Source organism: Candidatus Enterococcus avicola (assembly GCF_047470845.1).
Taxonomy (GTDB): domain Bacteria; phylum Bacillota; class Bacilli; order Lactobacillales; family Enterococcaceae; genus Enterococcus_D; species Enterococcus_D casseliflavus.
The window spans coordinates 92660-106435 of the sequence record NZ_JBLGTY010000003.1 but is presented as its reverse complement, the minus strand read 5'-3'; the positions used below and the strand labels follow the sequence as shown (position 1 = coordinate 106435).

The 13776-nt window shown below is 41.4% G+C and carries 10 protein-coding genes; 1 reads left to right on the top strand and 9 read right to left on the bottom strand.

The window, feature by feature from the left end:
• Window positions 1-9 precede the first annotated feature (9 nt).
• The 9 genes from ACI3E5_RS04095 to ACI3E5_RS04055 all read right to left on the bottom strand — a co-directional run bounded on the left by ACI3E5_RS04095 (window position 10) and on the right by ACI3E5_RS04055 (window position 12154).
• Window positions 10-1929 (bottom strand): beta-glucoside-specific PTS transporter subunit IIABC, encoded by a 1920-nt coding sequence (locus ACI3E5_RS04095; RefSeq protein WP_498820849.1) that lies wholly within the window; start codon window positions 1927-1929, stop codon window positions 10-12.
• A gap of 199 nt (window positions 1930-2128) precedes the next feature.
• On the bottom strand, window positions 2129-2971 hold the full coding sequence (gene licT, locus ACI3E5_RS04090; protein ID WP_005225819.1) for a BglG family transcription antiterminator LicT: 843 nt from the start codon (window positions 2969-2971) through the stop codon (window positions 2129-2131).
• Window positions 2972-3276: 305 nt separating this feature from the next.
• A complete protein-coding gene (locus tag ACI3E5_RS04085; protein ID WP_498820846.1) occupies window positions 3277-5052 on the bottom strand; it encodes an ABC transporter ATP-binding protein in 1776 nt (591 codons plus the stop codon).
• On the bottom strand, window positions 5052-6800 hold the full coding sequence (locus ACI3E5_RS04080) for an ABC transporter ATP-binding protein (protein WP_042890950.1): 1749 nt from the start codon (window positions 6798-6800) through the stop codon (window positions 5052-5054). Before ACI3E5_RS04080 ends, ACI3E5_RS04085 begins: the two co-directional genes overlap by 1 nt.
• Before the next feature lie 199 nt (window positions 6801-6999).
• Window positions 7000-7218 (bottom strand): YneF family protein, encoded by a 219-nt coding sequence (locus tag ACI3E5_RS04075; RefSeq protein ID WP_005235432.1) that lies wholly within the window; start codon window positions 7216-7218, stop codon window positions 7000-7002.
• A 107-nt stretch (window positions 7219-7325) separates the two neighbouring features.
• Window positions 7326-8129, bottom strand: a complete 804-nt coding sequence (locus ACI3E5_RS04070; RefSeq protein ID WP_005225815.1) for an ABC transporter permease — start codon at window positions 8127-8129, stop codon at window positions 7326-7328.
• A 2-nt stretch (window positions 8130-8131) separates the two neighbouring features.
• Window positions 8132-9040: an ABC transporter ATP-binding protein gene (locus tag ACI3E5_RS04065; RefSeq protein WP_142972911.1), complete on the bottom strand. Its 909-nt coding sequence runs from the start codon at window positions 9038-9040 to the stop codon at window positions 8132-8134.
• A 240-nt stretch (window positions 9041-9280) separates the two neighbouring features.
• Complete coding sequence (locus ACI3E5_RS04060) at window positions 9281-10804, bottom strand: helix-turn-helix domain-containing protein (protein ID WP_142972910.1); 1524 nt, start codon at window positions 10802-10804, stop codon at window positions 9281-9283.
• A 297-nt stretch (window positions 10805-11101) separates the two neighbouring features.
• Window positions 11102-12154: an LPXTG cell wall anchor domain-containing protein gene (locus ACI3E5_RS04055; protein WP_208769552.1), complete on the bottom strand. Its 1053-nt coding sequence runs from the start codon at window positions 12152-12154 to the stop codon at window positions 11102-11104.
• Between the two features lie 303 nt (window positions 12155-12457).
• Between ACI3E5_RS04055 and ACI3E5_RS04050 the strand changes: the two genes are divergently transcribed.
• On the top strand, window positions 12458-13585 hold the full coding sequence (locus ACI3E5_RS04050) for a CdaR family transcriptional regulator (protein WP_142972908.1): 1128 nt from the start codon (window positions 12458-12460) through the stop codon (window positions 13583-13585).
• The last annotated feature ends 191 nt before the right edge of the window (window positions 13586-13776 follow it).

Sequence of the window (13776 nt, the reverse complement as noted above, 5' to 3'; positions counted from 1 at the left end):
AAACATTTCCTAAACTAAAGCCGTGATCAAATCATCGGAACAACCAACTTCTCGTTTGTCAGACTCGATGATATCCAAATAATCCGCTGAGTTGGTCACTAGCACTGGGGTCTCAATATTGAATCCTGCTTTGATCAATGCATCTTTATCAAAGCTGATCAATTTTTGCCCACGAGTGACTTTATCGCCTTGCTTCACATGCGCTTCAAAGAACTCACCATTCAATTGAACAGTATCCAAACCAATATGGATCAAAAGTTCTAAACCATTCTCAGAAATCAACCCGATGGCATGTTTGGTTGGGAACAATGTCATCACAGTACCATCAAAAGGAGCCACAACTTCGCCTTTTGAAGGATGGATCAGGATGCCTTTTCCTAGCACTCCTTGAGCAAAAGCTTCATCTTTGGCACTGCTTAGTGGCGCGATCGTTCCTTCTACTGGAGAAGTGATCACTTCTTTTCGAACAGTCATCGCTGGTTGTCCTTCTGCGATTTCTTCTTCCACTGCATCATCTTTCCAGAAAGCCATGGTCAAACCAAAGCCAATCGCTGCAGCAATCAAGATTCCGAAGACAGAGAACCACATGCCACTAGCGTCGCCTTCTGGAGTGATATAGTTGAAAATGCCAAAGACCCCTAACCCACCAGAGGTGTAGCTCGTTGTTCCATTAATCATCAAGAAGGCACCTGCGACCGCACCACCGATCATTGAGTAGAAGAACGGCATTTTTTTCGGTAACGTGATCCCATAAATCGCTGGCTCCGTTACACCGAAAAGCCCTGAGATAATAGCTGGTGGACATAGTGCTTTCAGTTTTTTATCTTTCAGTTTAAAGTACATCGCCATCACTACGGCTGTTTGAGCAAAGCTGGCACCAAACGTAGCTACCAAAATCTGACTATAACCAAGTTGCGTGATTTGCATAATGTGTAACGGTACGACTGACCAGTGAAGACCGAAAATAACCAATACTTGCCAGAAGAAACCTAGCAACAAGCCATAGGCAACTGGTGAGAAGTCCATCAACGCTTCAAATCCTGAGCTCAAAAGATCCGTCAACATACTGATTACAGGTCCAATCACCAAAAACCCAATTGGCAATGCAATCAAGAGAACCAAGAACGGCACTAAGAACGTTTGGACAACAGAAGGAATGATTTTTTTCGCAAGTTTTTGAACTTGTGCAGCAAAGGCAATGATAAAGATGACCGGCACCACACTGCTAGTATACGTTGCGCCAACCCACGGAATCCCTAAAAACGTTTCGTACGCAGGCAAGCCTAACAAGCTATACGGTGCAGCAGCTCCCTCGCCAGCGCCTGCAAGAAATGCGGCTTGCAAAGCAGATCCTTGAATCGTTGGGTAACAAAGCGCTGACCCGATCATGATTCCCACCATTGGATTTAAGCGAAACTTTTTCGCTGACGTATACCCTAAGATCACTGGCATAAACATGAAGATCGAATCGCCGATCGCATTGAACATCACATAGGTACCAGTCGTCGTTGTATAATCGATCAAGCCTGTTGTACCAATAAAAAGCAACAGTGCGTTTAGTCCTTTGATCATCCCCGCCGCACACAAAGCCCCTAAGAAGGGTTGGAAGCAGCCGCTCAAAATATCGATCAAACGATCAAACAAGTTGCCACCTGAAGCTGTTTCTTCAGCATCACCACTGATTCCTGCTACATCGATCACTTCTGCATAGACATCAGGTACATGGTTTCCGATAACCACCTGGTATTGACCGCCACTCTTCATGACCGTCACGACCCCATCCATGTTCTTTAAGACTTCATCATTTGCGACGCCTTCATCCTTTAATTTAAAACGCAGGCGTGTGATACAATGCGTCAAGCTATTGATGTTCTCTTTCCCACCAACATTTGCTACGATTTTTTCTGCTAATTCACGATATTTTCCCATTTTTGATTCCTCCAATTTTTTTGTATTGAAGGTTTAGCCAACTGAATGTCACTATCCAAAATGTTTTCTTTTTTTGATTTCTTGCTACATGGTCAGATGCCTTGAAGCTGACGTTTGATAAGAATCATTGCGAAGAAATTCTTCTTTTTCGACACCTTCTCATGAATCAAGAAATCCTTCTCCTTTCTTGTTTTTTCAATCAACGATTCTTTTGCACAAGTCTGGCAATATGAATCGTTAAATACAAACTTTCGTCACTGGACATTTGATACTGATACTGATTTTCTAATAGCTCAGCGATTTTTTGTACGCATTGATACGCATTTCGATACTTCACTTTGACCATAGCCAAAAGATCTTCATCGGTTTCATCCACATGAGTAGTATGGTTTTGCATTCTTGAAACAAAAAATTTCAAATGCGTAGTGAAGCGATAAAAATAAACGGACTCTTCATCAAAGGTTGTTTTGAAAAAATATTTAACAATGTTTATGATGTCTTGCATCGTTTGGGTTAGTTCAGCAATATTGCCTTGGTCACCATTCTCAGTTTGCGCATTGACGAGATGCAGAGCAATAAAGCCAGCCTCGTCATCTGGCAGCTGAATCCCGTAATGTTCTTTGATTTTCTCTACTGTTTTGCAGCCTATTTGGTACTCATCGGGGAAAAAACGCTTGATATCCCATAATAAGACATTTTTGACCGTCATTCCTTTTTTCGATCGTTCAATGGCACAGTGCATATGATCTGTCAGCGAGATGTAGATGGAATCATTGATGGGGGATGACAATTCTCGCCGAGCATACTCAATGATCTCATTGGATAATTCAAGATATTCCAGTGGTAAGTCAGCAAGCAGCTCTTGAAATTGAGATAAGATCGTCTGATTTTCTAAGCGATACACTTTATCGACCGTTTCTGAAGAAATTTCATCTCCCACTTTTTTCTTAAATGCAATCCCCCGCCCCATAACAATAATCTCGTTTTGACTTTGATCGGTAGTGATCACAACATTATTGTTTAACACTTTACTGATTTTCATGTCCTACCCCCACTTACTTTATCATTGCGGATATGGTTCATTGCTTGTCTTTATTGCTGAGCCAACAGTCAACACAGAAAAAACCTCATGAAAGCAGCGCAAATACCGCAGCTTCATCAGGTTTAGCTTGTTAAAAATCAACAATCACTATCCATTAGAACCAGTTTTATTATCTTTATCATAGCAAAGGTAGAAAGCGCTGTCAATCGTTGTTCGTTATTTTTATATTCATCCCTTCTTTCTTTTTTCGTACAAAAAAACCTTAAAAACGAAAGTCTTTAAGGTTAGCGTTTCTATCAAAACTATTAAACTTCACTTGCCTGCAAACGGTACATATCGGCATACAACCCTTTTTGAGCCAAAAGTTCATCATGGGTGCCTCGTTCGACGATCGAGACTTTATCAAGCACCAAAATCAACTCGGCATCGCGGATGGTAGACAATCGATGGGCGATCGCGATCGTGGTTCGCCCTTGACGCATATTTGCCAACCCTTCTTGGATCAGCCCTTCTGTTTCAGTATCGATATTGGCAGTCGCCTCATCCAAGACCAGCACTTTCGGATCGGTCACCATGGTGCGGGCAAAGGAAATCAATTGTCGCTGCCCACTTGAATAGCTGGCGCCCCGTTCAATCACTTTGGCGTGGTATTTACCAGGTAATTTTTGAATAAAGGCATCTGCTTGAACAAATTTTGCTGCTGCTTCGATCTGTTCCTCACGAATGTCCTGATTCAATAAGCGGATATTGTCAGCGATGTCCCCATAAAACATGAAGGCGTCTTGCAATACGAGTCCGACTTTTTTCCGAAGCTCTTCCATCGTGAAGTCGCGGATATCTTGATCATCGATCAAAATTTGCCCTTCCCCGAATTCGTAAAAACGCATCAACACATTGATGATCGAGCTCTTGCCACTTCCTGTGTGACCGACTAAAGCCACGGTCTCACCTGGATAGGCGATGAAAGAAATATGATTCAATACGTTGTTTTTACCATCATAGGAAAAACTGACATCGCGAAATTCGATTTTTCCTTTGGTGATGGTTTGACTAGCATCGGGGTTTTGCTGCGGCGTGTATTCTTCGTTATCCATAATCTTTAAAATACGGCTGCCGGCGACCATCCCATCAGTAAAGACACTGAGAAAATCCATCATCTGTGTCATGGGATTAAAGAATCCTTGAATATAGGTCGTAAAAGCGAAAATCAACCCGACTTCAATGGGCGATTCTAAGGCATCAAACCCAAAGACCGTCAATGACAAGGCGATCGCTAAGGCATACAACAAACTAATGATTGGTGATAATAGTAGCGCATTTGTGCGGATCATAGCGTATCTGGTTTTCATATAATCATCGTTGGTCGCTTCGAATTCTTCATTCAGCCGCGCCTCTTGACGGAATTGCTGAATGATCTGCATACCAGAAATCGATTCATTCAATTTCGTATTCAGCTGACTCAGTTTTTCCCGCATTTGACGATAGATACGAGAGCTGAATTTTTGATAATACCAGATGACTACCATTAGGATCGGCAGAAAAATCAAGTTCAGTAAGGCAATTTTGACGTTGATGCGGAACATGGCGGCAAAAGAAGAAACCACCGCAAAAATTCCTGTCAATACCATCAAGAAGACATACCAAAATTCATACAACGTTTCTGTGTCGTTGCTGACCCGTGAAACGATCGAACCCGCTGGCGTCTGATCGAAATAGCGCATCCCAAGACTATGCAATTTTTCAAATAATTTTGCTCGAATATACTGATAGGTTTTTAAAGAACCCATCGAATAAAGGAACCATTGGAAAAACCAAATCACAGCTTTTACTAACACCCCAAAGAAATACAATGCAGCAAAGAAATAAATGACTTGCTGGGTCGCCGTTTGATTGGTCAAATAATTATCCATAAAGGTTTGAATGATCAAAGGCAACAGGATATTGACGATTGATAACACAAAAGCAAAAAAGATCGCTGCATAGAAGGTTTTCCGAAATGGCTTGGCAAAAAGAAACATTCGTTTGATGATGTTTTTTTGCTCTTTAAAGGGAATCGATTTACTCCATTCTGATTCTTGCATTAGGCTTCACTCCCTTCGATTTTGGCTTCTAGTTGCTGTTTGTCCCACATTTTTTTATACCAGCCATTTGCAGCCAATAATTGTTCATGGGTCCCACGTTCACTGATTTTCCCATTGTCGATCACCAGAATTTCTTCTGCGTGCTTGACACTACTTAGGCGGTGGGCAGCAATGATCGTTGTTTTATTCTGACGGAACGTCCGCAACTGTTGTAAAATAGCTTCTTCCGTTTTGGCATCTACTGCTGAAAGGGCGTCATCTAAAATCAATAATTCGGGATCAGTGATCAAAGCACGGGCAATGGATAACCGCTGTTTTTGTCCGCCAGAAAGAGAAACACCACGTTCCCCCACCATCGTTTCGTACCCTTCAGGAAACTGACTGATATCCTCGTGGATCACTGCCAATCCAGCAGCTGCTTCCACTTCTGCTTGAGAAGCCCGTGGTTGCGCAAAGCGGATATTGTCTCGAATCGTCATGGAAAATAAGAAATGATCTTGCGGAACATAACCGATCGACCCCAAAAGAGCATTCAAGGAGTATTGCTTGCTGTCAATGCCCCCGAAGGTGATCGCCCCGTCAAATGAATCATACTCTCGCAATAAGAGCTTCATCAAAGAGGTTTTTCCAGCACCGGTTTTCCCGACGACACCTAGTGTCTGACCCGCTGGCAAAGTAAAGTGGATGTCTTGCAGGGCAAAATCATCTCCTTGATAGTGAAAATCATTGATTTGAACGTTCACCGTTCCTTGGGCTGGGGCATCGACCGCATCTTTAGCTTCAATAATATGGGTCTTTGCCGCCAACAATTCGGCAACCCGATCATAACTAGCATTGCCTCGTTCCAGCACATTAAACAGACGTCCGATGGCAAACATCGGCCAAACTAACATACCGATATAACTGATGAAGGATACCAATTGACCGATCGAGATGGTACCATCCATAACATAATTGCCGCCAACGATGATCGTCAGCACATAGGAGATTCCGATAATGATCGTAATAAACGGATCAAACAAGGCATCCAGAAAATTGACTTTGCGGTTTTTGATGATGGCATGGTCGATTTTGGTTTGAAAATCAGCGATGTCCTCTTTTTCCTGTCCAAAGGTTTTGATGACTTTCATCCCAGTAATACTTTCTTGGGCTTTGTCGTTGATGGAAGAAAAGGCTTCTTGCGAGTCACGAAACGCATCATGCAATTTGCTGCCAAGAACCCGTGCCATGACTGCTAAGAAAGGCAGCGGCAATAGTGCAATGATCGTTAACCGCCAGTCGATAAAGAGAACCATCGCAATGATGGTTGCCCCTCCCGAGATGAAGGAATCGGCAAAGGTCAAGATCCCTGCCCCTGCCACATTTTGGATGGCATTCAAGTCATTGGTGGCATGGGCCATCAAATCACCTGTCCGATGCTTTTGATAAAACAACTGATCCATCCTTGTAAAATGTGCAAATAGCTGTCTGCGTAACGTTTTTTCTAGCCGAGCGGCACTGCCCCAGATATGCGTTCGCCAGACAAAACGAAACACGTATTGAGCGATGGCTGAAGCAATCAAGATCATGACCCAAAAAAAGATCGTCTGCATCGAGATCTCTTTTTCCGCAATCTCATCGATGATGATCCCGATAACTTTCGGAGGTGCCAACTGTACCAAGGCGACCAAGACTAAAGAGCCTACGCCTAACAAATAATGTTTCTTTTCTTGTTTAAAAAACCAACCTAACTTCCTAAATATTGACATAACACTCTCCATTTCTTTATGACCTGTTGCCTAAATTTTGCGATTTTTCCGAATATTCATTGGATTCAGTTACATTTACTCCCCCGCTATTTACAGAACAGAAATAAATAAAGTAGCCTGGGGATATTTTTTATTCGTTGCTGCGTTTTGCCGCAATAAAAAGCGAGCTGATAAAATCAGCCCGCTTTTTAGAAAAAACCTACTTTTGGTTTTTCATTTGCTGCATCATCTGACGAATTTTTTTCTCAGAAGGTTTTTGACCCATTGACATCATCATCGAGCGAAGCATATCCTCATTAACGGGAGGATTTTTCTTTAGATAATCTTGCATATATTTACGCGCCAAAAAGAAGCCGCCGACAGCGCCTAGTAATGCTGCAACAACAGCGATCACGATTACGATTCCTACACTAACCATTCGAAAACTCTCCTTTCTCTTGTACTCTCAATGAATCATTTTACTAGAAAAAAACACAAAAAGAAAGAGTGAAAGCTGGATTTATCCAAAAACTTTCACTCGTTTCCTCAACTTAATGCGACATCTCTTTTGTTGAATAACCAATTTGTTAAAAGGTAGATTAAAACACTGTAAACAAGGATCCCGATCGCCATTTCCCAATAGCCCAATCCCGGATCAAAAGCAGTCATCTGCATGTCAGGACTATTTAATACACTCGGTATCTGCTCTTTGATATTCATAAAATTAAATGGATTCCACTTCAGCCATGGGTATTTTTCTTGCGCAAAAAGCATGATCGAGTTGATGATGCTGCTTCCAAACAACATACCCAAGCCTAAGCCTACTGCCAGGCTTTGAGAGCGAATGACGGCTGAGATAAAGATGGTCAATGCAATATAAAAGACAATCAATAGCAAGTTGGTTCCCGCAAAAACAAGGGCAACGAGAATCGCCGCTAGCCCGTTGTAACCAGTAGCAGCAAAAGGTGATTCAGCTGCTAAAAATAAATTGGCGGCTGCTAAACTACTGATTAGTAAAACAGCGGTCCCTAAAAGCGCAAATAAAAACGTGTTGATGGCTTTTGCTGCTAAGATTTGGCTTCTGGAAAAAGGCCGAATCAATAAGAACTTGATCGTTCCTCGACTAAACTCTTCCGCCACTGAAGAAGCCGCCACAATCACTACAAATAAGTTTAAGAACGACGTCATATCGCTTAAAGAAGCAAATAAATCATTGGCACCAATTTCTGGACTACCTAAGCGTACAACATAGGTCAAGCCAAACGTCATTAAAACCAATAAAAGTAGCATGATCCAAGTAGAACGCTTTTTGGTTAATTTGATCCATTCATTTTTAATCAATGTCAGCATGCTTACAAACCTCCTTCTTCGGTCCAAGCCAAGAATGTATCTTCTAAAGAAGATTGCTTTGTCCGTAGTTCTTTTAAGCCGATACCCGCCGTCACGATCGCTGCAGCGATTTCAGAACGCTGATCTGTTTGCAGCGTGACGTGCAATTCGTCTTCTACATGCAAGACCTCGACGTCAAAGGAAGCTTTTAACAGCGCTTCTGTTTGCAAGTTATCATCGGTTTTGATGATCAACACATTTTTCTCTGCTTTCAACTCTGCCATTGCTACTTGATGGGTGACTTTTCCTTTTTGCACCACGATCAAATGATCCGCAATTTGCTCGATGTCGCTTAACTGATGACTGGAAACTAAAACAGAGACCCCTTTTGCTCGCAAAGAAAGAATCATTTCCCGAAACTCCCGCATGCCTTTAGGATCCAGACCATTCATCGGCTCATCTAAAACTAATAGATCTGGTTGATGGATCAGCGCCTGGGCAACACCTAAACGCTGACGCATCCCTAATGAATAGGTTTTGACTTTTTGATGGATATGTCCTTCTAAATGCACCTGACGGATCAGGGCTTCTAGCTCAGAGGCTGTGCCTTTTTTCTTCGCCATACGCTGATACTGCATCAAATTCTCATAACCGGTCATATAATTATAAAACTCAGGATTCTCAACGATCGCTCCGACTGAGGCAATCGCTGGTTTAAAAGAAGAATCCAATAAATTTCCCATAATGGCAATCGATCCTGTGTTGTGCTTCATCAAGCCAACGATCATTCGGATGATCGTCGTCTTCCCAGCCCCATTGGGCCCTAATAAACCAACGACTTGTCCTTGGTCCACCACAAAGGAAACATCATCAATGATTCGTTTGGTTCCAATCAATTTGGAAATATTTTGCAGTGCTAATACTTCTGTCAAAGTTACCCCTTCTTCCTAACACCATTTCTGCAACGATTTTAAATAAAAAACGTTATGATAATATGTATACCATGCCATCTCTGTAAAAAAAAGTCAAGAAGCGAAAAAGGAACATCGATGCTCCTGTTTTTGCTTCTTGACAACTTCGTTTATCACTGATGCTTTTCACGTTTGCCCTATTGCTGCTGGTCAAAAGCTTGGCAAAATTATAAGTTCTATTTGCTCGATCTTATAGCGGGCTCACTCCGTTTGGGTGAATGCCAGCTGGGCGAACGCTGCCTTGTTCTTGGCACTTCTGATCTGTTTGATCACTTGCTTGAGCTGTTTCCATTCCTTTGCGCTTGGGTGACCATTCCAATAAAAGAGGTAAGGCTGTTCTTCCTCGGAAAATTCCTGATGGATCGGATAATCGCTGATCACCAAATCTGGTTTTTGAGACAGCGAATAATGAGCCATTGCTCGATGCGTGGCATTCATCAAGCGGTTCTTGATCCAAAGCTCTTGCGTTTTTCCGTATTTCGAATGGATCGAGAACGTGACCGGCTGTTCATATTTGATAAAAATAACTCTCAGTAACATACAGTATTGGAAAATCAAGCGATCATTCATTTGCAGTAATCTACGCAAGTCTGGTAAAGAAACAGTCGCTTCCAAAAAAAACCGTTTCATGGTTGGATAAAGCACTGGAAAAGCGGCTTGCAGCTCTTGCTCGTCGGATGTTTTGCCAAAACTATCGCTTTTTTGTCGCGTACCAAAACAGCCAGAGGCGGAATGGATCATGACCAGATTAACCAATAAATAGTTTTTTTCGGCTTCTGTAAACGTCAACCGAAAATACACGGCTAATTTTTCAACAAGCTGCGCTTCTTGCTGGTACTTTGGCTGAGTCAGCCACGAGATGTTAGCAGCATCGAGATCCTCCTCAAGATAGGTGTTCATTACCCCAAACATATAATACAAGAAGCTGCGTTCAACCTCCGAAATTTCAGAAAACGGCAGATGATTCCTGTTAAACAGTGGGTTCAAAAAGACCTGATCAAACTGATTTTTTTCAATTAATGGGTGCTCAAAGGTTAGTACTTCGTTTGGTAAAAACGAAAGCGGATGCTTTTGATGGATTCTTTGCACGGAGATAGCGAATAGATGAAGAAATTTATCGATATCGATTTTTCTCATATAAGAAGCATGGGTTTCAAACAACGCTTCAGCCTGCTCTTTCTCCTTGATCGATGCCAAGACTTGTGAGTCCTTCTCATCAAAAATTTGCCAATAGGTAAGATGATAAAAATAGCGGATCGCATATTCAGCACCTGCCAAAGGATCACCCTTTTTTAAACTATAGGACAAATGATAATTCGCCAAAACATGATTTAACTCCTGCAATTTTCGTTGAATCGTGCGGGGACTGCTAAAGGTTTTGTGACTGAGTTGTTCAAGGGAATGATAATCCCCCTGAAAGAGTGCATCCAGCAAGATAAACCCAACGGTTCCCTGCAACAATACACTATAGGCTTGGCTCAATAGAAATCGTGGAGAAAAAGTAATCGACACTTCTTTTTCCAACCGATCATAGGTCAAAGTAAACTGAGGATAGCGTGCACGAAACACCTCTACTTGCTGAACGATCGACTGCATTTTGTTGGTTTTCCTATCGAAAACACCTGAGAGCTCTTTAATTGTATAGTCTTTCTTGTTCGTTTCGTAACAATAACTTAGAAACGCATAAATTTGTTTTTCTGTCGTATCCAAAAGTGCCTGTAACATGAAATTTCCCTCGCTCGTATAATCAGCAAACGCTGTTTTTATCCTAAATTTGTCATCTTACAAAATTGTAAGCTGGCAGTGTTTGGTGATCGTACCACCGTGCGCTCTTTTCTGTCAAATCACTTTTAACAAATTTTCCTTTCGTTATCTGTATATTTTCATAAAAAAAGTCTGACGCCTCAAAACGATCGTCAGACTTTTTGTTAAAAACGGTAAAACAAAACGTGATTGTGCTTTCTGGGGAAGAAAATTCCAATCGTGGGTTATCAATTCTCTCATTATCCTCGGCTTTTTTCTTTACTGTCTCTCATCAGAAAATAACTTTCGATTCAGCCAGTAAAGGAAGACAGTAAGGATAACCACGCCTAGACCAAAGAGTAAATAGCGAATACTCGTATTTTTGCTGCCGGTTTTCGGTAGTAAGGCTCCATTGACCTCCTTAGCACTGCTTGTCTCCGTACGTTGTTCCTGTTCCATTTTCACTGAAGACGATGCTTTAGCGAGTTGTTTGCCTGCGGGATCATTGGAGGAAACACTTCGCTTGCTTGACTGACTTTGGTTCGGCGCTAATTTGTTTGGTTTCGTTTCTGAATCTGAAAGATTCTCAGATGCCGCTTCACTAACGGTCGTTGTTCCTGTTGTTGCGGTGGTTTCTCGACTCCTAGTTATCTGAGTCGATTCACTCTCACTAACTGGTTGGGTGTTGAAGTTTTCTGACTCACTTGCATTGTGACTACTTTCGATACTTTGAGAATCCTGACTTGTGTTTTCCGTAGTAGAAGTCCTTGGATCCGTCGATTGAGAGTCGCTAAATTTTGGTTCGATACTACTAAAGGAAGAGCTTGTTTCTTCAGACACCTTAGAGCTTGCGCTTATCTCAGAGTTCGTGGTCTCACTAGAGCTCGGGGGTGTTATTACCTGCCATTGACTAGGCTTCAAGTTTTCAGTAATCGTTGTTTCACCGTCATAAATCACAACTAAATCTACTTTATCCACACTTTTGATCTCATCGATGGCCATCTCAGCATAGATCCTTAAGTAGTTTTCAACACCTGAAAACCAATCGACATTTGTTAGATACGTTTCACCAATCACCTTTTCACTGTGTCCATTGCCATCCCAACCATAAGTTAAACGGATACAAACGTTTTGTGAAGTCAGCGTTTTGTTCGGCCGTACCGGGATCGTAATGACTTTCAAGGTTTCATCATAGATCACTCGATTCGTTTGGACAGAAAACGATAAATTCCCTCCGGCTCGTTCTTTTGCTGAAGAATGATCGAAACCAAACACCAGCAGCAATAATCCCGCTAACAGCAAAATCAACACAATTCCAACCAGTTTTCTCATTTCCTCACTTCCTAAATGAATATTTCAAGATAACTTGATAAGGAAATTATAATAAATTCTCAGAGAAAACATGCGCCGAAAAAAAAAGGAAAGTGGCCATAAAATGGCATCTTTAATTTCGAGTATTATACATAGAAAAGATATTTACCACCCTCTTCCGCATTTGAAACTCTCTCGAACTTTTACCTCCGCCAACAAAACAGTTTAATATTTATCATTTAAATATATATTATATATAATATATGACCATTTTTGTGCTAAAATTCAAGTATAAGCAAATCAATCTTTAGGAGTACGTGATCGATGGAATTAGAGCCAAAAGTAGCAAAATTGATTGTTAAAAGCTTAAAAGATATCATCAACCATGAAATCAATCTTTTTGATACCTCGGGTACGATCATAGCTAGTACAGATACCGTGCGGATTGGTACCAGTCATGAAGGCGCCCGTTTAGCAGCCAAAAATCAACAGACATTAACGATTGAACATGACAATCAGTTTAAAGGAGCAAAAAAAGGAATCAATATCCCGGTCCTTTTTAATCAATCCGTTGTAGCAATTATTGGAATTACTGGCGAGCGTACAAAGGTAGAACCTTTGGGGAATATTATCAAAAAAATGACGGAGATTTTGATCCGAGAAAACTGGATTCAATTGACAAATTTCCATCAACGGCAAAACTACCACAGTCTAGCTACGATGCTGATCGCTCCTCAAAGAGATGATAGCTTGGTGGCTTATTTAGCCTCGCTCTTGGACATTGATTTGGAACGACCGCGCATCCTCGTGATAGGGAAATTCCTTTTTACTAGAGAAAAAAATAATCTGAATTATGAAAAACTGCTCCATACCATCCAATCGCACTTGCACATTTTTCCAGGTAGTTTCTTCTCGCTGATCAATCAAGAAATTTGCCTGTTTTTCGAAAAGCAGGAAGAAGCTTCGCTGATCCCCCTACTGATGCAAATGCAAAAGGATATTTCTAAGCGTTTTGATCGTCAAATGTCCTTTGGGATCGGCGGTTTAGCAGAAACCACCGATGAGTATTGGTCTAGTTATGAAAAGGCGCAAAAAACCGTCAATTGGTTGATCAATCAAAAAAGTGCGACCATCTCTTCTTATCAAGAAATGGATTATGGGTTGCTCTTTGTCGGGATTTCTGCAGAAGATAATAAACAATTGCAAAAGAAAGTGCTTGGCAGTCTGACAGTTGAGGAGATTGAGCAGTTCCAATTGATCTTTGAAACGTATAAACGCTACAATGGTAGTATTATGAAGTGTGCCGAGGCACTTTTTTTACACAAGAATACTTTTCAAAACAAACTGAATCGCATCACGGAAAAGACGGGCTACAATCCACGTAATTTGAGTGATTTTACTGTGTTGTCGGCTGCTTTTATGAGTTATCGCTTGTCTAATCTAGAGAGATGATTTGTTGAACAAGCAAATGCTTCAGCGTAACAAACTTCGCATTTAAAATCGATGGTATCATTTCTTGTTCAAGTCATCTGTTTCCAATCAGCCTGAGCATCCATCAACAGCCTAACTCATAGCACCAGCAACGTTTCCCTGTTTTCTGTCTTCCAGTGGACGCAAAATTGTTTTTACACTGTATTTTTGAG